The sequence below is a fragment of the Streptomyces sp. RKAG293 genome, from assembly GCF_023701745.1.
Taxonomy (GTDB): domain Bacteria; phylum Actinomycetota; class Actinomycetes; order Streptomycetales; family Streptomycetaceae; genus Actinacidiphila.
In genome coordinates this window covers 3,934,636-3,956,108 of sequence record NZ_JAJOZB010000001.1, presented here as the reverse complement: position 1 = coordinate 3,956,108, position 21,473 = coordinate 3,934,636, and the positions used below count along the sequence as shown (strand labels likewise).

Genomic DNA, 21,473 nt, shown 5'->3' with positions numbered 1-21,473 from the left:
CGACCGCCGCCCCGCCGCTCTCTCCCCTCCGCCCTCCCCCGCCGCCCCGGCCGACCGGACGGCATCCCAGGACGCGCGATCACGACACAGCGTGCCCGGATGGTTTTGGAGAGTGACGGAAGGTGGGCTAGGGTCCCGGTCCTGATCGGGGACCGTCGGACCTGTGGAGTCGTCGTGAGCAATGCGCAGGGCACCCACCGAGCAGCACGCGGTGCGGCGACCCCCGTACCGGGGGCCGCGACGGAGGCCGGGGGCACCCGGCTGCCGCACCAGTCCGACTGGGACGCCGTACCGAACTCGTCGTGGGCCGACGAGGCGGCGGCCACCGGCTGCCTCCCGGTGATTCCGGTGATTCCGGAACAGGAACCGGCGCCCACGGCGGCGCCGGTCGGCGCCAGGACCGCCGCGCGCCGGGCCGCCAGGAGCGGCGGCCGGGCGGAACCGGCGTCCACGCCCTCCCCTGCGGGAGGTTCCCGGCGCGATCCCCGGCGCGATTCCCGGCGCGACCTCCGCCCCGACCTCCGGCCCGACTCCCTGCGCAAGCTGCTGCCGCAGGCGCTCGTCGTCGCGTTCCTGGCGGGCGGGACCGTCGCGTTCCTCGCCGGCGACAAGGACGTACAGCTCACCGTCGACGGCGAACCGCGCACCCTCCACACCTTCGCCGACGACGTCGGGGAGGTGCTGGCGCAGCAGGGCGTGACCGTGGGCGAGCACGACCTCGTCGCGCCCGGCCCGCAGGCCGAACTGCACGACGGCGACCAGGTCGAGGTCCGGTTCGGCCGTCCCGTCACGCTCACCCTCGACGGTCACCGGCGCCTGCTGTGGACCACGGCTGACACCGTCGACGAGGCCCTGCGCGAGCTCGGCGTCCGCGCCGAGGGCGCGCATCTGTCCGCGTCGCGCGGCTCGTCCATCGGGCGGCACGGCCTCGACCTGGACGTACGCACCGAGCGGACCGTCACGCTGCTCGCCGACGGCCGCGAGCGGACGGTACGCACCAACGCCGCCACCGTCCGCGAGGTCGTCGCCCAGTCCGGGATCACCCTGCGGAACCAGGACGCGACGTCCGTCGACCCGGAGAGCTTCCCCCGGGAGGGCCAGACCATCTCGGTGCTGCGGATCTCCGGCACCGAGGAGGTGCGCGAGGAGCCGGTGCGGTTCCGCACGGAGAAGCACAAGGACGCCCAGCTGTTCCACGGCACCGAGGCCGTCGACACCCCGGGGAAGGCGGGCGTCCGCCGGGTCACGTACGCCTTCCGGACGGTCAACGGGGTGAAGCAGCGGCCCAGGATCATCCGCTCCGAGATCGTCAGGGAGCCCGTCACCCAGGTCGTCCGCATCGGCACCAAGCCGCTGCCGACCTCGGTCGCCGGGGCCGACGGCCTGAACTGGCAGGGCCTCGCGCACTGCGAGGCCGGCGGCCGCCCGCACGCGGTCGACCCGTCCGGCACCTACGGCGGCCTCTACCAGTTCGACACCCAGACCTGGCACAGCCTCGGCGGCAGCGGCCGCCCCCAGGACGCCCCAGCGGGCGAACAGACCTTCCGTGCCAAACGGCTCTACATCCAGCGCGGCTCCAGCCCCTGGCCGGTCTGCGGCCGCAAACTCGGCGGCTGAGGACCTCGGCGCGGTGGTCAGGCCGGGGCCCGGCCGCTGGTCCGCCCGGCCGGGGTCCGGCTTGAGGGCGGCTGCCGGGCCCGTACGCTGAGTACGTGAGCACCACTGAGCCCGACGCCCTCCTCGGTCCCGCCGACATCCGCGAACTGGCCGCCGCGCTGGGCGTACGCCCCACCAAGCAGCGGGGCCAGAACTTCGTCATCGACGCGAACACGGTGCGGCGCATCGTGCGGACGGCCGGTGTACTGCCGGACGACACCGTCCTCGAGGTCGGGCCCGGCCTCGGATCCCTGACGCTGGCGCTGCTGGAAGCGGCCGACCGCGTCACGGCGATCGAGATCGACGACGTGCTCGCGGGCGCGCTCACCCCCACCATCGTGGCCCGGATGCCCTCCCGCGCCGACCGCTTCGCGCTGGTGCACAACGACGCGATGCAGGTCACGGAGCTGCCGGGGCCGCCGCCGACCGCGCTGGTCGCGAATCTGCCGTACAACGTGGCGGTGCCGGTGCTGCTGCACATGCTCGCGACGTTCCCGACGATCGAACGCACCCTCGTCATGGTCCAGGCCGAGGTCGCGGACCGGCTGGCCGCCAAGCCCGGCAACAAGGTCTACGGCGTGCCCTCGGTGAAGGCGAACTGGTACGCGGACGTGAAGCGCGCCGGGTCCATCGGCCGCAACGTCTTCTGGCCCGCGCCGAACGTCGACTCCGGTCTCGTCGCCCTGGTGCGCCACGAGCCGCCGACGACCACGGCCACCCGGCGTGAGGTCTTCGCGGTCGTCGACGCGGCCTTCGCCCAGCGCCGCAAGACCCTGCGGGCCGCGCTCGCCGGCTGGGCCGGCTCGGCTCCGGCGGCCGAGGCCGCGCTCGTCGCGGCGGGCATCTCGCCGCAGGCGCGCGGTGAGGCGCTGACGGTCGAGGAGTTCGCGGCCATCGCCGAGCACAAGCCGGCCGTGGCGGTCCCGTCGGAGGACGCGAAGTGACCCTCCCGGCCTCCGTCACCGTCCGGATTCCCGCCAAGGTCAACGCGCAGCTCGCCGTCGGCGGTCTGCGGCCCGACGGGTTCCACGACCTGGCCAACGTGTTCCTCGCCGTGGGCCTGTTCGACGAGGTCACCGTCACCCCCGCCGACAGCCTGCGGATCACGGCGTCCGGCCCGGACGTCGCCGAGATCCCCCTCGACGGCACGAACCTGGCCGCCCGCGCCGCCGTCGCACTCGCCGCGCGGCACGGCATCGAGCCCGCCGTCCACATCCACATCGCCAAGGACATCCCCGTCGCGGGCGGCATGGCGGGCGGCAGCGCGGACGGGGCGGGCGCGCTGCTCGGCTGCGACGCCCTGTGGGGGCTGCACACCCCGCAGGCCGAACTCCTGGACATCTGCGCCGAGTTGGGCAGCGACGTTCCGTTCAACCTGATCGGCGGCGCCGCACTCGGACGCGGCCGGGGCGAGCTCCTCACCCCGCTCGACGTGCGGGGACCGTTCCACTGGGTCTTCGCCGTCGCGGACGGCGGGCTGTCGACGCCGGCCGTCTACCGCGAGTGCGACCGGCTGCGCGAGGCGTCCGGCACGGGCGCCACCACGGCCGACATCGCCGACCCGGAACCGGCCCCGGCCCTGCTCGCAGCCCTCGCCTCCGGCGACCCGGCCGTGCTGGCGGCTGCCCTGAGCAACGACCTCCAGCCCGCCGCCCTCTCCCTGCGCCCCGCCCTCGCCGACACCCTCCGCGCGGGCACCGGGGCCGGTGCCCTGGCCGCCCTGGTCTCCGGCTCGGGCCCGACGTGCGCCTTCCTCGCGGCCACCTCCGAAGAAGCCGAGAAGATCGCCGAGGCCGTTCTCGCTTCCGGCACCTGCCGCGCGACCCGGGTCACGACGTCCCCCGCTCCGGGGGCGACGATCCTGCCTGCCTGACGCCGCCAGGCGTGGGGCGGCTGGTGGTGGGAGGGGGGCGTGTAACGCTTTCGGGCGGCCGAGCCAAGTAGAGATGTAAGGCATTGCTCGTCCGTTCAAGGAGTCGTCCGTGAAAGCGGAGCATTCAACAGCGCCACCGGTGCGTGATCCGGTCGGGTTCGCCGCGTTCTACCAGCAGCAGTTCGACACTGTGCTCGGTTTCGTCACCCGGCGCACCGACAGCCCGCACCTGGCCGCGGACCTGACGGCCGACATCTTCCTGACCGCGCTCGAACAGGCACACACCTACGACGCCCGGCGCGGCGCACCGGTCGCCTGGCTCTACGGCATCTCCCGCAACGTCCTGGCCGCCCACTTCCGGGGCAGTGCCCGTGAGCGGCAGGCCACCGCCCAGCTCGCCGGCCGGCGGCTGCTGGACGACGAGGACGTCAGCGCGATCGAGCGCCGGATCGACGCGGCCCGCGACGCCCGGCAGCTGGCCGAGCGGCACGCCGCCCTCTCCGAGCCGCTGCGCGCGGTGCTGGACCTGGTGGCCCTGGACGGACTGACCACCCGAGAGGCCGCACAGGCCCTGGGCATCAGCTCGGCCGCCGCCCGGGTGCGCCTGCACCGCGCCCGCATGGCCCTGCAGCGCGCCGACACCCAGACCACCACATCCCTGCACGCCGTCTCGGAGGCCCACTCATGACCAGCCCCGTGCACTTCCAGCAGCAGCTCGCCGAGGAGCTCACCGCCCGCGCCGCGGCCCTGCCGCCCACCACTGCGGTGCCGGTGCGGCCGCGCCACACCCGGCGGATCGCGGTCACCGCGCTGGGACTGGCCGCGGCCGCCACCGCGGTGGTGCTGATCCCGCACTCGGCCGACACCACCGACACCCCGCAAGCAGGAACAGGTCAGAGCACCGCCCACGTCCCCGGCAGCGGTGCGCCGGTCCTGAGCAACGCCTCGTACACGGTCGCTCCGCGCAAGGACGGGACCGTCAGCATCCAGGTGTCGGGCGCGGAGGTGTCCGGACTCCAGGCGGCGCTGCGCAGCCTGGGCGTGCCGGCCGTGGTCCTGCGGGCCTCGGACTCCTGCCCCGACAAGGTCCGCACCAACCCCAACCTCGAGTCGGTCGAGTCGCAGGACCCGAAGGACGGACGCGTGATGCTGATCCGTCCCAGCGCCATCCCGCACGGGGACTTCCTGGTACTGGTGCAGGCCGACCTCAAGGGCGCCCTGCACCCGGACAAAATGGGCTCCATGGACGTCATGCTGACCCACGGCGAGCCCACCTGCTTCCCCACCTCCCAGTCCGGCATCGGCGAGGGCTAGAGCCTGTCCCGCCCCCTCCGGACCCGGTCGTACCGGGTCCGGAGGGGGCGCGCACCGAACAAGAGCCGAACAAGAGGGGCCGCGCCTTCATCCCCCGCACCTGAGCACCGACAGAGGATCACCGCCATCACAGCGACCACGCGAACAGGATCCGATCCGGGCCAGGGCACGGCGACCGGACACCTCCGGCACCCCGCGGTCCGCACCATCGGCCAGGACGTGCGGGGCACGACCGTCGTCGAGCTCCACGGCGAGATCGACATAGCCACCACCCGCCACAGCGACCAGCACCTGGACGCCGCCACCGCCCGCAGCGCGCCGTCGGTGCTCGTCGACCTGCGCGGGGTGACGTTCATCGACAGCGCCGGGCTCGGCCCGATCTGCAGGGCCTGGCGCCGGGCCGTGGACCGTGGCGGCGACCTCACCCTGCTCTGCACCGACACCAGGATGCTCACCATCCTGCGGCTGACGGGCGTGACCCCCGCCATCGCCGTCACCGGCTCCACCCCTCGGATGGCCAACCGGCCGGGGTACCAGGCGAGCTGATGGAACCTCAGCCGTACATCCCCGCCACCCATGCCCACACCGTGAACTGCGCTCCCATCGCGATCGCCCAAAGTGCCGGCCGCCACGGCCGGCGGGACATCGCGCCGTAGCTGCCCACGGCTGCCGCCGCCAGCGCGACGGCCATCGGCCCGAGGGACAGAACGGCCTTGCCCCAGCCGTTGCAGAGCGCGTGGTCGCCCGGATCGCACTCGGTCGCAACGGACAGGCCCATCAGGGACACGGCGGTCAGCCCGACGAGGGAGCACAGACAGACGACCGCCACACCCAGCACCCGTACACCCTGCTCGACGATCTCTCTGCGCGTCACGAGCGGCACGGTAGCGGTTCGCCCTGACGTCACGCCACGAGTTCTAGCCGGCGTCAGGTGCCACCCGCATCGTCGAGGTTGCGCCGCAGGGCGATGAACACCCGCCACCGGTACCGGAAGGATTCCAACGGTGCGGCACTGCCGGTCCGTTCGGCCTCCCGCCGCGCGGCGATCAGCTCCCGGTCGAACCGTTCGGCCGCCGCCAGATCCAGCCCGCTGACGGTCACCCGCAGGGCCGCCTGGACGAGCGGATCGCCGGGTTCCGCCATCAGGCGGCCAACTCGAACCACAGCAACTTCCCGCACATCCCGAACACTTCCTCGCCGAGCGCGTACCCACCCCACCGGTCCGCGCACTCCCGCACGAGCAACAGCCCGCGCCCCCGCTCGGCGCACTCGGGCGGCCCGGGCGGGTGCGGCGCGCCGCGAAACGGCGGCGGAATCGTCGGGTTGGTGTCCCACACACCCACCCGTACGTGCGTCGTGCGCGGATTGCTCACCCGGATCCACGACGGCCCGTCGGAGTACAGCAGCGAGTTGGTCACCAACTCGCTCGCCAGTAGCTCGGCCACGTCGCTGACCTGCGCCATCCCGTATGTCTGCAGCACGGTTCGCACCGTTGACCGCGCGACGCGGACGGCTCTGCCGTCGTGCGGGAGTTGGAGGGTGTACGTCCAGAACTCGTCTGAACCCGGCGCGTTCGCCGCTACGTTGTCCATGCGGATCTCCTTCGGAGAGGGAGTGGGATCGTCGCTCGGTGGCGTTGTCGCCGTGCAGGCGGTGCACTTCCGGTGACGCAGAGTGTCTGCCTCATACGGTAGAGGTTATGGCGAAAAGATTTCAGCGCTTCGGGCAGAATCATTGAAGGCGTACGCGTACGAGTGATGCCTGCCCGCCCACCACGAGCGAGGAGCACGGCACGTGCCGATGAGGAGCAATCCGACCGGGCGCCAACTGCGTCTGGGCGCGGAACTGCGGAAACTCCGGGAGCGCGCGGGTCTCTCCACTGCGGAAGCGGCTCGACTTCTACGCGTCAACTCGGCGCAGATCAGCAATATCGAAGCGGCGCGCTTCGGCCCGAGCGCCGAACGGGTGCATGCTCTGGCCAGGAACTACGAATGTTTTGATCCAGACCTTGTCGATGCGCTCGTGGGCATGACCGGCGACCGGAAACGGGGCTGGTGGGAGGAGTATCGCGAGCTGCTTCCTGCTGGGCAGCTCGACCTAGCGGAGCTGGAACATCACGCGACGGCGATCCGCGTCGCCGTAGTGATCCACATCCCGGGACTGTTGCAGGCGTTGGATCACATCCGCGCCGGTCTCCTGGAGTGCGTCCCACCACTCCGTCCACATGAAGTGGAGCACCGGCTCTCCTACCGCTTGAAGCGGCAGGCGATCCTGTTCAGTGATCCACCGACGCCGTACGCCACGATCGTGCATGAGGCCGCCCTACGGATGGGAGTGGGCGGCCGGGATATCGCGCGGCGGCAGCTACAGCACCTCATCGAGATGAGCGAGCACGAGAACGTGGTCGTTCAGGTGATCCCGTTTGGTTCGTGGGCCTGTGTCTCCTCCGGCCAGTCCTTCACGTACGTCGAGGGACCTGTGCCGAAGCTGGACACAGTGGTTCTGGACACCGCACATGGTTGCGAGTTCCTTGATGCCGAAGCGCAGCTGGCCAAATACCGCTCGGTGCTGGACCGCATGGACAGCGGTTCGCTCACGCCGGAGAAGTCGCGGGATCTGATCCACAACATCGCCCAGAGCATCTGAGAGGTGGCTAAATGTCCGCATTGAAGTGGCAGAAGTCATCCTTCTGCCCGGAGTCCGCGAACTGCGTCCACATATCCCGCACCTCCGACGGAACCGTCCGCCTCCGCGAAAGCGACGATCCCGACGTGACCGTCCGCACCACCCCCGCCGCGCTCCGCGCGTTCCTGCACGGAGTGAGGGCCGGAGCGCTCGATCACCTCGCAGGCGGCCCCGGCGGCGCCCCGGGGATGTAGTCAGCGGACGGTGGGGACCGGCACTTCGGCGTGCGTAGCCAGACCTGCTGGCCGCCGGCCTCCGTCACGGTGAGGCCGAATGCGTCGCGCTCGGGCCGACCGTGCTCCGACCACCAGGCGTAGGCGGTTCGGACCTCGTCCCAGAGGTGGCGGGGGCCGTACTGGTCCACCTCGAACGACGTTGCACCCGGGACGTAGTCGACGGGGGCCCACGATCGCCGGTCGTCGGCCAGCAGCCACAAGGTCGACTCGTCGCTGCCGTCGTCGGCGGCGCACAGCATCGACCATAGGCCGGACACCCTGGACGGCGACGGCGAAGCGGGCGTCCGTGTCGTTCCGGACGGACTCCGGGTGCACCGTCGTTCGGCTCTTGGCGCCCTCGTCGTCGTGGTGGAGGTAGTCCACGAGGTATCCGTAGCCGGGACGCTGCTGTCGAGCCCACCTGAAGGCCGGATATCCCGAGAAGCGGCCGGTGGCCACTCCGCGCGATACGTCGAGTACCGCGAAGGAGGCGGAGAAGCAGCCGTTTCCCCAAGGGGTGACGATCCGGCCTTCAGGGGTCTGTTCGACCCAGGCCCCCGGGATCTCCTGGACGCAGCAGGTGGAGATCAGCCGGTCGAAGGGGGCGTGGGCCGGCACCCCGGCGAGCCCGTCCCCGAGGATCAGCCGGGGAGCCAGGCCCGCCCGGCGGAGGTTCTTCCGTGCTTCCGCCGCCACGCCCTCGTCCATTTCGACCGAGGTCACCAGCCGGCCGCCGAGCCGATGAGTGAGCCATGCGGCGTTGTAGCCCGTGCCGGTGCCCACCTCCAGTGCGCGACGCCTTCGACTCACTCCAACCGGCGCGGGCGGCGAGCGCCCGCGCCGTCAGGCCGGTCGGTCTGCGGATCTCTCGAAGGCGTCGCCCGAGAGCCCTCCGGGCATCGAGGACGGCTGAGGAAGGAGAAGTCGCCACGGGAGCGTTCGGATCAGATGATCCGGTACTCCTCGTGCGGGATTGCCCGTTCCCACACCGCCTCGAACGAGCTTTCGCAGAGGTTGAGGATCGTCGGGTCGGTCGTCAGTTCCATCCAGTCCTCTGGGCTCTCACCGTCGCCGGTGAAGTGCAGGACGAGGACCAGCTCGTTGTCGAACACCCAGAAGTCGTTGCCGGGGAAGGCGATGTCCGTCGCTTGCCGGCGGGGGAGCCAGCGAATCTGTTCGCCGGCCTTCACGTTCGCGTCCGAGACATGGTGCTCGAACTTGATGTAGTCCGACTCCGGGACGGAGAAGACCCGTGCTCGGCGGTTCACCACGCCGCGATCCGTTGCTTCCCGCACCCACGTGAGCCAGTCCCGGAACTCGGGATCGTTGTCCTGATCCGCGTTGCGAACCCCGCTCTGCCAGGCGATATAGGCCGGGTCCGACGTCATGTAGCCGTCGCGCATCCCAGATGCACGGCCGAGTGACGTGCCGAGGCGAGCAGTTCCTCAAACGTTGGGGGCTTCGTCACTCTTCACCTCCAGGAAGAACTGGACCATCCGCCGCGGGATCTCGACGACGGTCTCGTGGGCGGGGAGGTCCAGTTCCGACAGCCGTTCCCGGTCCAGCACCTTCCACCCCTGGACCAGGTAGTTGTCGGTCTCGTCATCGAGATACACGGTGGGAGAGCCGCCGGACTTGCTCTCCGGGTCCTTGCCGAGCAGGTGTAACGCCATGGTGTCCTCCGCTGTCGAGCCGGATGAGGGTCCGCTGCCAACGAGCTTGCACCGCGCCCACCCGCGCGCGACACGAACTTGCGCGACCTTGCTCGATCGACTTCGGTGCCGCGGCTGGGAACGGGGGCCGGGCGGTGGCCCGCTCCCGCCTGCGGATTGCCACACCGGGTGACCGCGAACGCACGCTGTGTGGCGCCACCGGCAAGGGATGCGGGCGGAGGGGGTGGTCGGTGGTGGCGACTACCCTGGGAGATCGATCGTTCCGCACCAGCATGGAGTAAAAGTGGCCGTCAACCTCGTCAACGTCGAGGCCGTAGGAAAGGTCTACGGCACCCGGGCGCTGCTCGACGGTGTTTCCCTCGGCGTTTCGGAGGGCGACCGTATCGGGGTCGTCGGCCGTAATGGTGACGGGAAGACGACCCTGATCCGGATGCTCGCGCAGCTGGAGGAGCCGGACACCGGGCGGGTCACGCATGTGGGCGGGCTGCGGCTCGGGGTGCTGACGCAGCACGACAGCCTGGATCCGAAGGCGACCGTCCGGCACGAGGTGGTCGGGGACAAGGCGGACCACGAGTGGCTCGGGGACGCGAAGATCCGCGATGTGCTGACCGGGCTGTTCGGCGGGCTGGACCTGCCGGGGTTCCCGCAAGGGCTGGACACGGTGATCGGGCCGCTGTCCGGTGGTGAGCGGCGCAGGATCGCGCTGGCGAAGCTGCTGATCGACGAGCAGGACCTGGTCGTGCTCGACGAGCCGACCAACCACCTCGACGTCGAGGGCATCGCCTGGCTGGCCCAGCACCTCCAGACCCGGCGCTCCGCGCTGGTCTGCGTCACTCACGACCGGTGGTTCCTGGACCAGGTCTGCACCCGGATGTGGGACGTGCAGCGCGGTGACGTGCACGAGTACGAGGGCGGCTACAGCGACTACGTCTTCGCGCGGGCCGAGCGCGACCGGCGGGCGGCCACCGAGGAGGGCAAGCGGCAGAACCTCATGCGCAAGGAGCTGGCGTGGCTGCGCCGCGGCGCCCCGGCGCGGACGAGCAAGCCGCGCTACCGCATCGAGGCAGCGAACGAGCTGATCGCGGACGTGCCGCCGCCGCGCGACAGCGCCGAGCTGATGAAGTTCGCCAACTCGCGGCTCGGCAAGACCGTCTTCGAGCTGGAGGACGTGACGATCCAGGGCGGCGACAAGGTGCTGCTCAAGCACCTGACGTGGCAGCTGGGTCCGGGCGACCGGATCGGTCTGGTCGGGGTGAACGGCGCGGGCAAGACGTCGCTGCTGCGGGCGCTGGCGGAGGCCGCGTACTCGCACGGCGACGACCAGCCGCCGGCCGGGAAGATCGTCGTCGGCAAGACGGTGAAGCTCGCGTACCTGTCGCAGGAGGTCAGCGAGGTCGACCCGACGTGGCGGGTGCTGCAGGCCGTGGAGAGCGTGCGGCAGCGCGTGGACCTCGGCAAGGGCAAGGAGATGACGGCGGGCCAGCTGTGCGAGCAGTTCGGCTTCTCGAAGGAGAAGCAGTGGACGCCGGTCGGTGACCTGTCGGGTGGTGAACGGCGCCGGCTGCAGATCCTGCGGCTGCTGATGGACGAGCCGAACGTGCTGTTCCTCGACGAACCGACCAACGACCTCGACATCGAGACGCTGACGCAGCTGGAGGACGTCCTCGACGGATGGCCCGGCTCGATGGTGGTCATCAGCCACGACCGGTTCTTCCTGGAGCGCACCACCGACAACGTCTGGGCGCTGCTCGGCGACTCGACGCTGCGGATGCTGCCGCGCGGGGTCGACGAGTACCTGGAGCGCCGCCGCCGTATCGCGGCGGACTCGGCGCCCGCGCCGGTCGCGGCGAAGGGCAAGGCGGCGGGAGCCGCCGGGTCCCGGGACGAGCGGGCGGCGAAGAAGGAGCTGCAGAAGGTCGAGCGCCGGCTCGACCGCATCGGCCAGGAAGAGGCCAAGGCGCACGCGCAGATCGCGGACAACTCGACGGACTTCGACCTCGTCGCCAAGCTGGACACGCAACTGCGCGCGCTGCGCGACGAGCGCGACGAGCTGGAAATGCGCTGGCTGGAGCTGGCGGACGACGAGTAGGACGGCACAAATAGGACGGCGCGAGCCGTCGACGCCGGGGCGTGCGCGCCCCGGCGTGTGGGGCTTGTAGCGGGCGCGTAACGGTCGAGGACCGGCGCGTGGGGCGGCCGGGACGCAGTGATACAAAGAGAACTCCCGCTTACCTGACCCTTACTGGTATTGCCTGAATGAGGACCTGCTGATGACGCAGCCGCCCCCGCCGCCCGGCAACCCGCCCAACTTCGGGAAGTCCGAGGGCGCTGTGCCTCCGCCTCCCCAGCAGGCTCCGCCGCCGCAGGAGCCGCAGTACGGCTATCCGCAGCCGGCCGTGAGCCCGCAGGCGCCGCCGCCCGGCCAGCCGCCGCAGTACGGCTATCCGCAGAACCCGCCTCCGGGCCAGGTTCCGGACAATCCGTACGCGCAGCCGGTCCCGCCGGGGCAGAACCCGTACGCGCAGCCGGCGCCGCAGCAGCCGCAGCAGCCCCAGTACGGCTACCCGTCGCAGGGCCAGCCGCCCGGGCAGCCGCCGCAGTACGGCTACCCGCAGAACCCGCAAGGTCCGCCCCAAGGTCCGCCCCAGGGGCCGCCGATGGGCCCGCCGCAGACCGTGTACACGCCGCAGGGCGGCGGTCAGGGCGGCGGCAACAGCAAGATCGTCATGATCGTCGCCGCGGTGGTCGCCGCGGTGCTGGTCATCGGTGGTGGCGTGTACTTCCTGACCAAGGGCGACGACGGCGACAAGAAGCCGATCGCGGACAAGACCTCGGCCGGTGCCACCGGCGGCGCCACCGGCGGTAACGACGGCAAGCAGCAGGGCGTCATCAACGCCAAGGTGGGTTGGAGCAAGACCGCTACGCGGCCGCCGGTGGACGAGATCCAGGCCCGGGTCCCGAACACCTGGTTCAGCGGCGACACCGTCGTCAAGACGCTGCCGGACTCCGTGAAGGGGTACGCGCTCAGCGGCGGCGCGGAGAAGTGGTCGATCCCGATCACCGGCAAGTCCTGCCCCGCGTCGGACGACGTCTCCGACAACCGGGTCGCGATCCAGTTCGGCGCCAACTGCGAGATGCTGATGGCCGTCGACATCTCCAAGGGCACCAAGCTCTGGGAGGTGCCGCTGCCCATCGCACCGGGTTCGAGCAGCTCCACCTTCCTCTACTCGACGGTCGCGGTCAGCGGTGATGTCGCGGCGGTCTCCTGGCTGCACGGCTACGCCGGGTACAAGCTCAGCACCCATGCGCAGATCTGGGCGCCCAACCCGTCGTCCAACTGCCAGGACAAGAGCTACGCGGGCGGCAAGCAGCTCGTCGTCTCGGTCGAGTGCGGCAAGGACGTCTTCGTCCGCGGCGTCGACACCACGACCTACAAGACCACCTGGTCCTGGCAGGTCTCGGCGGGCACCGAGCTCTCCAGCATCGTGTCCACCGACCCGGTGGTCATCGGCATCGGCGCCACCAACAGCCTGATGTCCGACCTCATGTACCTGGAGGGCGGCAAGCTCGTCGGCCACACCTCGTTGGGCAACGGCGGCTACCAGGGCAACTACGGGATCCACTGCCGGATCGCCGGTGAGGGCCCCTGCTTCAACTTCGCCATCCAGGGCACGACGCTCTACACCCCGACGAAGTCGCACAAGGCGGACGGTGCCGCCTACGGCCAGACCAACGAGATCGCGGCCGTGGACCTGAAGACCGGCAAGCCGCTGTGGACCGTCAAGCCGGCCGTCTCCGGCGAGTCGACCGTGGTCGGCATCGAGAACGGCAAGGTCATCGCGTACCAGGAGTCGGGGTACGACAAGCCCGGCGGGCTCTACGCGATGGACCCGACGACGCAGAAGAACACGCCGTACATGGTGTTCAGCGCCGACACGAAGACGACCGAGAACGACTTCCTGGACACGTACCGCTACACGTGGCTGCACAACGGGCACTTCTTCCTCACCGGTGTCACCGTCTCCGCCCGGGACTCGCTGTCCGCACTGGTGATCGCGGACTTCAGCTGAGCCACCGGCCGGGGTAAAACCCCAGTACCGCACTGACGGGCCCATAACGAGACACCAGTCCCGTTATGGGCCCGTCCTGTGCACGATGAGACGCCCCGGGCGTGAACCGGCCATCAATGACGGGTATTTCGGAATTGAGGGGTGCTTCTTACCGGTAAGGGGCGCGCCGCGTCGAACAAACGTGTAGCTTCCGGGGCTAGACCCGGGCCCGCCGTGGGTCACCGCCGGGACAACGGGCGGGCCGTGCGCTACGTACAAGTGGGGGCAGGACGTGGAGCCGCCGGGACCGGTCCCGATCGGTCCTCAGGGGGATAGGGGAGCGCGACATGGGCGTACGTCTTGTCGTCATCGACGACCACCGGCTGCTCGCGGAGGCGCTCGCCTCGGCACTGAAACTGCGCGGGCACCGGGTGCTCGCCGCGGCCTCGCCGGCGGCGGGGGCGGCGGATCTCGTACTGAGCAGGTCGCCGGAGGTGTGTCTGATCGGCACGTCGTCGCCGGCCGATCCCGGGGTGTTCGAGACCGTTTCGCGGGTCAAGCGCGAGCGGCCGGCGGTGGCCGTGGTCGTTCTCGGGCCGGTGCCGAGCCCGCGCGGCATCGCGGCGGCGTTCGCGGCCGGCGCCTCGGGCTATGTGCGGCAGGACGAGCGCATCGAGGGCGTCGAGCGGGCGATGGTGAAGGCCAGGGCCGGTGAGGTCGCGGTCTCTCCGCAGCTGCTGCAGAGCGCGTTCGCGGAACTGCTGAACCCGGTGGAGGAGCCCGACGACGAGGGCAGCCGGCTGCTGCAGATGCTCACCCCGCGCGAGATAGAGGTCCTGATGCGGGTCGCCGAGGGCGAGGACACCCGGCTGATCGCCGCCGGGATGAGCATCGCCCCCAGCACCGCGCGCACTCATGTGCAGCGGGTGCTCATGAAACTCGGCGTCGGCTCCCGGCTGGAGGCCGCCGCGCTCGCGGCCCGTACCGGGCTGCTGGACCGGGTCGCTGCCGGGAGCTTCCCCTCCGGAGGCCCCGCAAGCTGACCGGGCCGCCGTGGCCCGCCCCCCGTAGCCCGCCGCCCGTACGTAGCCCGTGGCCGGGGCCCGAGCCCCCGCGTTCCGATGCTCCACACGCCGATGCCCCCGCGCCCTGTGCGGGGGCATCGGCATGTCGTCGTGCCCCTCACCCATCGATCTCGCCAGGTCCTGGCCGGTGCATTGACGTCACTGTTGTTTTGTGGTTCATTGTGCGCGGTTATGTTGAGTAGGTTTGATGAGGGGTCTCCGGAGTGAAGAAGACGACGACCCGCCTGGCGGACGGCCGTGAGCTGCTCTACTACGACTCCCGTGACGACGTGGTGCGCGACGCCGTGGACCGGCGCCTGCTGGACGCCGTCGCCACCTCGGCGGAGCTGCGCCGCGATCCGCTGCTGGGCGATACCGTCGCCGTCGCCTCCCACCGGCAGGGCCGGATCTACCACCCGCCCGCCGACGAGTGCCCGCTGTGCCCGTCGCGCGACGGCCGGCTCAGCGAGATCCCGGCCGCCGACTACGACGTCGCCGTCTTCGAGAACCGCTTCCCCTCCCTCGCGGGCGACGCCGGCCGCTGCGAGGTCGTCTGCTTCACCTCCGACCACGACGCCTCGTTCGCCGACCTCACCCCCGAGCAGGCCGGACTGGTGCTCGACGCCTGGACCGACCGCACCGCCGAGCTGTCCCAACTCCCCGGCGTCGAGCAGGTCTTCTGCTTCGAGAACCGCGGCAAGGAGATCGGCGTCACCCTCGGCCACCCGCACGGCCAGATCTACGCGTACCCGTTCATCACCCCGCGCACCGAGCTGATGCTGCGCTCGCTGGCCGAGCACCGGGAGCGCACCGGCGGCAACCTCTTCGACGACGTCCTCGCGGACGAGCGCGCCGACGGCCGCCGTGTCGTGCTGGAGGGCGAGCACTGGACGGCGTTCGTCCCCTACGCGGCGCACTGGCCCTACGAGGTGCACCTCTACCCGAACCGCCGGGTGCCGGACCTGCTGCAGCTCGACGAGGACGCCCGCACAGAGTTCCCACATGTCTATCTGGAACTCTTGAAGCGCTTCGACCGGATCTTCGGGGAGGGCGAACCGCGCACGCCGTACATCGCGGGCTGGCACCAGGCGCCCTTCGGGGCGGCCGACCGGTGTGACTTCGCGTTGCACCTTGAGCTTTTCACCGTCCGCCGCACTTCCGGCAAGCTGAAGTTTCTCGCGGGTTCCGAATCCGGCATGAGTGTGTTCATCAACGACGTGCCCCCGGAAACCGCGGCACAGCGACTGCGAGAGGTAGCGAGCCAGTGAGCACCCCCATGAAGGTCCTGGTGACCGGCGGCGCCGGTTACATCGGCAGCGTCGTCACCGCGCACCTGCTGGAAGCCGGCCACCGGGTCACCGTCCTGGACGACCTGTCGACGGGCTTCCGCGAGGGCGTGCCGGCGGGCGCGGACTTCGTCGAGGGGCGGATCCAGGACGCGGGCAAGGTGCTCGACTCCTCCTACGACGCCGTGCTGCACTTCGCCGCCTCCTCGCAGGTCGGCGAGTCCGTCGCCGACCCGGGCAAGTACTGGCGGAACAACGTGGCGGGCACCATGGAGCTGCTCGCCGCGATGCGCGAGTGCGGGGTCCGCCGGCTGGTCTTCTCCTCCACGGCCGCGACCTACGGCGAGCCGGCGTCCGTCCCGATCACCGAGGACGACGCGACCGCGCCGACCAATCCGTACGGCGCCACCAAGCTGGCCGTCGATCACATGATCACCGGCGAGACCGCCGCGCACGGGCTGTCCGCCGTCTCGCTGCGGTACTTCAACGTGGCCGGGGCGTACCGCTCGCTCTCCGGGGAGATGATCGGCGAGCGGCACGACCCCGAGTCGCACCTCATCCCGCTGGTCCTCCAGGTCGCGCAGGGCCGCCGCGAGGCGATCTCCGTCTACGGCGACGACTATCCGACGCCCGACGGGACCTGCGTCCGCGACTACATCCACGTCGCCGACCTCGCGCAGGCGCACCTGCTGGCGCTGGCCGCCGGCGCCGAGGGCGAGCACCTGATCTGCAACCTCGGCAACGGTGAGGGCTTCTCCGTCCGCCAGGTCGTCGAGACCGTCCGGCAGGTCACCGGTCACCCGGTCCCCGAGGTCACCGTCCCGCGCCGCGGCGGCGATCCGGCCGTGCTCGTCGCCTCCGCCGACCGGGCCCGCCGGGTCCTCGGCTGGCGTCCGTCCCGGCCGGATCTCGCCGAAATCGTCCGGGACGCGTGGGCGTTCGCCCAGCGCGGGGAGAACCAGGAGACCGCCAAGTGACCGTGTTCGAGAAGGTGTTCGGCAGCGCGCCGGAGGGCGTGTGGGCGGCTCCCGGCCGGGTGAACCTGATCGGTGAGCACACCGACTACAACGACGGCTTCGTGATGCCGTTCGCGCTGCCGCACACCACCGTGGCCACCGTCGCCCGCCGCGACGACGGCCTGCTGCGGCTGCACTCCGCCGACATGCCCGGCGGCATCGTCGAACTGCGGCTCGACGAGCTGACGCCCGGCAGGGACGACGGCTGGGCCTCGTACCCGGCGGGCGTGGTGTGGGCGCTGCGCGAGGCGGGCCACCGGCTCACCGGTGCCGACATCCACTACGAGAGCACGGTCCCCACCGGCGCCGGGCTGTCCTCGTCGGCCGCGCTGGAGGTCGTCACCGCTCTCGCCCTCGACGACCTGCACGAACTCGGCCTGGAGCGGCCCGCGATGGCCCTGCTGTGCCAGCGCGCCGAGAACGTCTACGTCGGCGCGCCCACCGGCATCATGGACCAGACGGCGTCCGCCTGCTGCACGGCGGGCCACGCCCTGTTCGTGGACACCCGCGACGGCTCGCAGCGCCAGGTGCCGTTCGACCTCGCCGCGGAGGGGATGCGGCTGCTCGTCGTGGACACCCGCGTCAAGCACGCGCACAGCGACGGTTCGTACGCCGAGCGCCGGGCCGGGTGCGAGGCCGGCGCCGCCGCCCTCGGGGTCCCCGCGCTGCGCGACATCCCCTACGACGGCCTGGCCGCGGCCCTCGACCGGCTGCGCGCGGGTGGTCAGGACGACACGATCCTCGGTCTCGTCCGCCACATCGTCACCGAGAACCACCGCGTCGAGCAGGTCATCGAGCTGCTGGACGCGGGCCGTACCCGGGACATCGGGGCGGTGCTGACGGCGGGCCACGTCTCGCTGCGCGACGACTTCCGCATCTCCTGCGCGGAGTTGGACCTCGTCGTGGACACCGCCAACACCTCGGGTGCGCTGGGCGCACGGATGACGGGCGGCGGATTCGGCGGCTCGGCCATCGTCCTCGCGGAGAGCGACGCCGCGGAGAAGATCACCGAGGCGGTCGTCTCGGCCTTCGCCGCCGCCGGTTACCGGGAGCCGCGGGTCTTCACGGCGGTCCCGTCGGCGGGCGCCCGCCGCCTGTAGCCCGCCATGTGCCGTCCGGCCGGCCGGTCCACCGGCCGGCTGTCCGGGCGTCCCGGCGTCAGGGCGTCCGGGCATCCGGGCATCCCAAACCCCGGCCGGCCGGAAAGAGTCCGGGACCCGGAGCACCAACGTTCCCGCGCGCCCCATCGGTTGGCCGAATGCATCCGCTGCTACCGGCCGACTTCTGCCAATCGGGCGCTATTGGCGTCCCCGGCCCCTACGCTTCTGACACAGCGCCGGTGGGGGCCGGCGCCATCAGGGGGCGAGACGCAAGGATTCGGCACCCGGAACGGGCACCTCAGGCGCGGCACGACGGCGGTCGTGCGGTACCGCGGTGGATGATCCTGTTTTCCGGGCGCCGGATCCCATGCGATCGCAACCCCAACCGTGGGGGAGTGCAACATGCCGGGAGTGGGGCCCGTGGGACGCATTCGTGTTCTCGTCGTCGACGACCACCGGATCTTCGCCGAATCACTGGCGGCCGCACTCGCGGCGGAGCCGGACGTCGATGTGTCGGCGGCCGGCAGCGGCCCTGCCGCGCAGCGCTGTCTGGAGCGCGCGGTGGCCGACAACCGAAGGTACGACGTGCTGTTGGTGGACGCCGACCTCGGTGCGGTGTTCCGTCCGCCGGGAGGCTCGGTGGGCGCGGGAACGCTGGCCGCGGTACCCCGCATCGTGCCGGAGCCGCGGCAGGCGGACCACCCGGGCGGCCCGGCCGCACCGGCCATCCCGGACCATCTGATCGACGGGATCGGCCTGGTGGAACGGGTCCGTGCCGAGCATCCCTCGACGCGCACCGTGGTGCTGGCCGAGCGGGACGACGCCCGGCGCGCGGCCCGCGCGCTGCAGGCGGGAGCCTCCGGCTGGGTCGCCAAGGACTGTTCCCTGTCACGGCTGCTGGCCGTGATGCGCGGAGTGCTGCGCGACGAGACGCATCTGCCGCCCGCGCTGCTCACGGGCGTGCTGCGGGAGCTGACCGCGGCCCGCCGGCACCGCACCGAGAGCGAACGGCTGGTGGAGTCGCTGACGCCGCGCGAGCAGGAAGTGCTGCGCTGCATGGTCGCGGGGCTCGGCCGCAAGGCGGTCGCCGAGCGGCTGTTCCTGTCCCCGCACACCGTCCGCACCCATATGCAGAACGTGCTGGGGAAGCTGGGCGTGCACTCGACGCTGGCGGCGGTCGCGCTGGCGCGCCGCGCGGGCGTCGGACCGGTGGAACTGGTCCCGTCAGCCGGGGATGTTGTCGAACGGAGCGGTCAGCTGTCGTAGCAGCGCCGCGAGGTCGCCGCGCTGGCGGTCCGTCAGTTCACCGAGGATGGACCGCTCCTGGGCGAGCAGCCCGGCCAGTGCCTGGTCGGCGCGCTCGCGCCCCTCGGGGGTGAGCCGGACGAGCACCCCGCGCCGGTCCGAGGGGTCCGGCAGCCGTTCCACCAGGCCCTTCTTGGCGAGCCTGTCGATCCGGTTGGTCATCGTTCCGGAGGTGACCAGCGTCTGCGTGAGCAGTTGGCCGGGGGAGAGCTGGTACGGGTCGCCGGTGCGGCGCAGCGAGGTGAGCACGTCGAACTCCCACGGCTCCAGGCTGTGCTCGGAGAAGGCGAGCCGCCGGGCCCGGTCCAGGTGCCGGGCCAGCCTGCTGACGCGGCTGAGCACCTCGAGTGGTTCCACGTCGAGGTCGGGGCGCTCTCGGCGCCATGCAGCGACCAGCCGGTCGACCTCGTCCTCCATGACGATCAGTGTAGTGGTTCTGTCGATATGAAGTCTCTTGACGTCAAGATAAAAATTGAGGCACGGTAGAGGACATCAGCAGACCCACCGGATCCATCAGGGAGGCAGAAACGTGCCGGCAGCAGCACCCGCCTGGGACCCCCAGCAGTACCTGCACCACACCGACCACCGCACCCGCCCCTTCCACGAACTGCTCGCCCGGGTGCCCGCCCTCCCGGGGCAGGCACCGCGCATCGCGGACATCGGCTGCGGTCCCGGCAATGTCACCATGCTGCTGAGCGGCCGCTGGCCGGCCGCCCGCGTCACCGGCTTCGACAACTCGCCCGAGATGCTGGACGCGGCCCGCGTCTACGCCGGCCCGACCCCCGGCGGCGGCCGGCTGGACTTCCGGCCGGCCGACGCCGCGCACTGGGCCCCCGACGAGACCTACGACCTCATCATCGCCAACGCCGCCCTGCAGTGGGTCGAGGGCCACGCGGAGCGCTTCCCCGACTGGCTCGACCACCTGGCCCCCGGCGGCACCCTCGCGTTCCAGGTCCCCGGCAACTACAACGCCCCCAGCCACGTCCTGCTCGCCGAGCTGTGCGCGTCCCCGAGGTGGCGGGCCCGGCTGGGCGGCAGCGCCGACCGCCGGGTCCCGATCCTCGAACCCGAGGAGTACTTCCAGCGCCTGAGCTCCCACGGCTGCGAGACCGACGTCTGGGAGACCACGTACCTGCACCATCTGCAGGGTCCCGACCCGGTGCTCGAATGGACCAAGGGCACCGCGCTGCGCCCGGTGCTGACCGCGCTCGGGAACGACGCAGCCGCCCGCGAGGAGTTCCTCGCCGAGTACGGCGAGCTGCTGCGCACGGCGTACCCTGCCGGTTCGCACGGCACCGTCTTCCCGTTCCGGCGGATCTTCGTCGTCGCGCGCAAGGCGGGGGTGTCCGCATGATCAGCGCTCTCGACCACGTACAGCTCGCGGCGCCGCCCGGCAGCGAGGACGCGCTGCGCGCCTTCTACGGGGACGTCCTCGGCATGACCGAACTCCCCAAGCCGCCGGTGCTCGCCGCCCGGGGCGGCTGCTGGTTCGGCTCCGGCGCGGCCCAGCTCCACATCGGGGTCGAGGAGGGCTTCCGCCCGGCCAGGAAGGCGCATCCGGGCATCAGGGTCGTCGGCATCACGGCGTACGCCCGGCGGCTGGAGGAGCGCGGCGCGACCGTCGTGTGGGACGACGACCTGCCGGGGCACCGGCGCTTCTACTCCGACGACCCGTTCGGCAACCGCCTGGAGTTCCTGGAACCCGACCCCTCCTGACGAGCGGTGCCTTCAGCGGCCGCGCTACAGCAGGGCGAAGGCGGCGACCATCAGGGCCGCGCCCGCCAGGCCGGCCGTCCAGGCGCTGCGGGGCATCCGCAGGCCCCCCGCGAGCACCAGGGCGGCCAGCAGGAGGGCGCCGCCGAGCGGGACCCAGGCGTACAGCACGCCGGACCAGCCGGTGCGGACGACGTCGTCGGTGCCGGGTTCCACGGCGACCTTGAGCTTCTCGCCGGTGCGGTGGGTGACCGACCGGGTGATGGTGACCCGGGGCCGCGCCGTGGCGGGCCCGGTGGGGACGAAGGGGCCGGTGCAGGTCTTGTCGCCGCAGGCCGCCACCGTCATGGTGCCGCGCTCGCGGCCCTTGGAGAGCATCACGTGCTGGGCCGTCCCCCAGGACACCCACACACCCGAGGCGAGCAGCAGGGCGACCACCGCCGACAGGATCACGGCCTTGCCGACGAGCAGCACGCCCCAGGCACTCTCCGCCATCCGGCGGGACCGGCTCCGTTTGACCATGC

At 71.4% G+C, this 21,473-nt stretch carries 25 protein-coding genes and 1 pseudogene; 17 read left to right on the top strand and 9 right to left on the bottom strand.

Annotation, left to right across the window (positions count from 1 at the left end):
- The first annotated feature begins 174 nt into the window (after positions 1–174).
- The 6 genes from LNW72_RS17370 to LNW72_RS41670 all read left to right on the top strand — a co-directional run bounded on the left by LNW72_RS17370 (position 175) and on the right by LNW72_RS41670 (position 5,389).
- Positions 175–1,617: a resuscitation-promoting factor gene (locus LNW72_RS17370; protein ID WP_250976256.1), complete on the top strand. Its 1,443-nt coding sequence runs from the start codon at positions 175–177 to the stop codon at positions 1,615–1,617.
- A gap of 95 nt (positions 1,618–1,712) precedes the next feature.
- On the top strand, positions 1,713–2,600 hold the full coding sequence (gene rsmA / locus LNW72_RS17365; RefSeq protein WP_250976255.1) for a 16S rRNA (adenine(1518)-N(6)/adenine(1519)-N(6))-dimethyltransferase RsmA: 888 nt from the start codon (positions 1,713–1,715) through the stop codon (positions 2,598–2,600).
- A complete protein-coding gene (locus LNW72_RS17360; RefSeq protein WP_250976254.1) occupies positions 2,597–3,529 on the top strand; it encodes a 4-(cytidine 5'-diphospho)-2-C-methyl-D-erythritol kinase in 933 nt (310 codons plus the stop codon). Before rsmA ends, LNW72_RS17360 begins: the two co-directional genes overlap by 4 nt.
- A gap of 109 nt (positions 3,530–3,638) precedes the next feature.
- Positions 3,639–4,217: an RNA polymerase sigma factor gene (locus LNW72_RS17355; RefSeq protein ID WP_250976253.1), complete on the top strand. Its 579-nt coding sequence runs from the start codon at positions 3,639–3,641 to the stop codon at positions 4,215–4,217.
- The gene (locus LNW72_RS17350) at positions 4,214–4,843 is read left to right on the top strand and encodes a hypothetical protein (protein ID WP_250976252.1); all 630 of its coding nucleotides are present in this window, start codon (positions 4,214–4,216) and stop codon (positions 4,841–4,843) included. The genes LNW72_RS17355 and LNW72_RS17350 overlap by 4 nt, the downstream gene beginning before the upstream one ends.
- A gap of 219 nt (positions 4,844–5,062) precedes the next feature.
- Positions 5,063–5,389, top strand: coding sequence for an STAS domain-containing protein (locus LNW72_RS41670; protein WP_250976251.1), 327 nt, complete (start codon positions 5,063–5,065; stop codon positions 5,387–5,389).
- A 7-nt stretch (positions 5,390–5,396) separates the two neighbouring features.
- Here the strand turns inward: LNW72_RS41670 and LNW72_RS17340 are convergent, their stop codons facing one another.
- The 3 genes from LNW72_RS17340 to LNW72_RS17330 are packed head-to-tail and all read right to left on the bottom strand — an operon-like array spanning position 5,397 to position 6,435.
- Complete coding sequence (locus LNW72_RS17340; protein WP_250976250.1) at positions 5,397–5,717, bottom strand: hypothetical protein; 321 nt, start codon at positions 5,715–5,717, stop codon at positions 5,397–5,399.
- A gap of 53 nt (positions 5,718–5,770) precedes the next feature.
- A complete protein-coding gene (locus LNW72_RS17335; protein WP_250976249.1) occupies positions 5,771–5,986 on the bottom strand; it encodes a hypothetical protein in 216 nt (71 codons plus the stop codon).
- Entirely contained in the window at positions 5,986–6,435 is a 450-nt protein-coding gene (locus LNW72_RS17330; protein ID WP_250976248.1) for an ATP-binding protein, read from the bottom strand. The genes LNW72_RS17335 and LNW72_RS17330 overlap by 1 nt, the downstream gene beginning before the upstream one ends.
- Before the next feature lie 208 nt (positions 6,436–6,643).
- On the opposite strand from LNW72_RS17330, the gene LNW72_RS17325 reads away from it, so the two are divergent.
- Positions 6,644–7,489, top strand: coding sequence for a helix-turn-helix transcriptional regulator (locus LNW72_RS17325; RefSeq protein ID WP_250980194.1), 846 nt, complete (start codon positions 6,644–6,646; stop codon positions 7,487–7,489).
- An 11-nt stretch (positions 7,490–7,500) separates the two neighbouring features.
- Entirely contained in the window at positions 7,501–7,722 is a 222-nt protein-coding gene (locus tag LNW72_RS17320) for a DUF397 domain-containing protein (protein ID WP_250976247.1), read from the top strand.
- Here LNW72_RS17320 and LNW72_RS17315 read toward each other — a convergent pair.
- From LNW72_RS17315 to LNW72_RS17300, 4 genes and pseudogenes are all read right to left on the bottom strand, one after another.
- On the bottom strand, positions 7,683–8,003 hold the full coding sequence (locus tag LNW72_RS17315; RefSeq protein WP_250980491.1) for a hypothetical protein: 321 nt from the start codon (positions 8,001–8,003) through the stop codon (positions 7,683–7,685). The genes LNW72_RS17320 and LNW72_RS17315 overlap by 40 nt on opposite strands.
- 307 nt (positions 8,004–8,310) lie before the next feature.
- Positions 8,311–8,526, bottom strand: a pseudogene (locus LNW72_RS42085) (methyltransferase domain-containing protein); the annotation flags it as partial.
- A gap of 161 nt (positions 8,527–8,687) precedes the next feature.
- The gene (locus LNW72_RS17305; RefSeq protein WP_308401962.1) at positions 8,688–9,131 is read right to left on the bottom strand and encodes a DUF6879 family protein; all 444 of its coding nucleotides are present in this window, start codon (positions 9,129–9,131) and stop codon (positions 8,688–8,690) included.
- 57 nt (positions 9,132–9,188) lie between these two features.
- A complete protein-coding gene (locus tag LNW72_RS17300) occupies positions 9,189–9,416 on the bottom strand; it encodes a hypothetical protein (protein WP_250976246.1) in 228 nt (75 codons plus the stop codon).
- 283 nt (positions 9,417–9,699) lie between these two features.
- On the opposite strand from LNW72_RS17300, the gene LNW72_RS17295 reads away from it, so the two are divergent.
- The 7 genes from LNW72_RS17295 to LNW72_RS17265 all read left to right on the top strand — a co-directional run bounded on the left by LNW72_RS17295 (position 9,700) and on the right by LNW72_RS17265 (position 19,197).
- Positions 9,700–11,505 carry an ABC-F family ATP-binding cassette domain-containing protein gene (locus LNW72_RS17295; protein ID WP_250976245.1) on the top strand — a complete coding sequence of 602 codons (1,806 nt, stop codon included), beginning with the start codon at positions 9,700–9,702 and terminating at the stop codon, positions 11,503–11,505.
- 181 nt (positions 11,506–11,686) lie between these two features.
- Complete coding sequence (locus LNW72_RS17290) at positions 11,687–13,486, top strand: hypothetical protein (protein ID WP_250976244.1); 1,800 nt, start codon at positions 11,687–11,689, stop codon at positions 13,484–13,486.
- 326 nt (positions 13,487–13,812) lie between these two features.
- Positions 13,813–14,508, top strand: coding sequence for a LuxR C-terminal-related transcriptional regulator (locus LNW72_RS17285; protein ID WP_250976243.1), 696 nt, complete (start codon positions 13,813–13,815; stop codon positions 14,506–14,508).
- Positions 14,509–14,753: 245 nt separating this feature from the next.
- The gene (gene galT, locus LNW72_RS17280; RefSeq protein WP_138354691.1) at positions 14,754–15,797 is read left to right on the top strand and encodes a galactose-1-phosphate uridylyltransferase; all 1,044 of its coding nucleotides are present in this window, start codon (positions 14,754–14,756) and stop codon (positions 15,795–15,797) included.
- A gap of 8 nt (positions 15,798–15,805) precedes the next feature.
- On the top strand, positions 15,806–16,792 hold the full coding sequence (gene galE, locus LNW72_RS17275) for a UDP-glucose 4-epimerase GalE (protein WP_164294450.1): 987 nt from the start codon (positions 15,806–15,808) through the stop codon (positions 16,790–16,792).
- Positions 16,789–17,931 carry a galactokinase gene (gene galK / locus LNW72_RS17270; protein WP_250976242.1) on the top strand — a complete coding sequence of 381 codons (1,143 nt, stop codon included), beginning with the start codon at positions 16,789–16,791 and terminating at the stop codon, positions 17,929–17,931. Before galE ends, galK begins: the two co-directional genes overlap by 4 nt.
- 420 nt (positions 17,932–18,351) lie before the next feature.
- The gene (locus tag LNW72_RS17265; protein ID WP_250976241.1) at positions 18,352–19,197 is read left to right on the top strand and encodes a response regulator transcription factor; all 846 of its coding nucleotides are present in this window, start codon (positions 18,352–18,354) and stop codon (positions 19,195–19,197) included.
- Here the strand turns inward: LNW72_RS17265 and LNW72_RS17260 are convergent.
- Positions 19,156–19,653, bottom strand: a complete 498-nt coding sequence (locus LNW72_RS17260) for a MarR family winged helix-turn-helix transcriptional regulator (protein WP_138354687.1) — start codon at positions 19,651–19,653, stop codon at positions 19,156–19,158. The genes LNW72_RS17265 and LNW72_RS17260 overlap by 42 nt on opposite strands.
- Before the next feature lie 112 nt (positions 19,654–19,765).
- Between LNW72_RS17260 and LNW72_RS17255 the strand changes: the two genes are divergently transcribed.
- Together LNW72_RS17255 and LNW72_RS17250 are read left to right on the top strand one after the other, a co-directional pair.
- Positions 19,766–20,590 carry a trans-aconitate 2-methyltransferase gene (locus tag LNW72_RS17255; RefSeq protein ID WP_250976240.1) on the top strand — a complete coding sequence of 275 codons (825 nt, stop codon included), beginning with the start codon at positions 19,766–19,768 and terminating at the stop codon, positions 20,588–20,590.
- Positions 20,587–20,952, top strand: a complete 366-nt coding sequence (locus LNW72_RS17250; RefSeq protein WP_250976239.1) for a VOC family protein — start codon at positions 20,587–20,589, stop codon at positions 20,950–20,952. The genes LNW72_RS17255 and LNW72_RS17250 overlap by 4 nt, the downstream gene beginning before the upstream one ends.
- Before the next feature lie 24 nt (positions 20,953–20,976).
- On the opposite strand, the gene LNW72_RS17245 is transcribed toward LNW72_RS17250, so the two are convergent.
- Positions 20,977–21,471, bottom strand: coding sequence for a hypothetical protein (locus tag LNW72_RS17245; RefSeq protein WP_250976238.1), 495 nt, complete (start codon positions 21,469–21,471; stop codon positions 20,977–20,979).
- Positions 21,472–21,473: the final 2 nt, after the last annotated feature.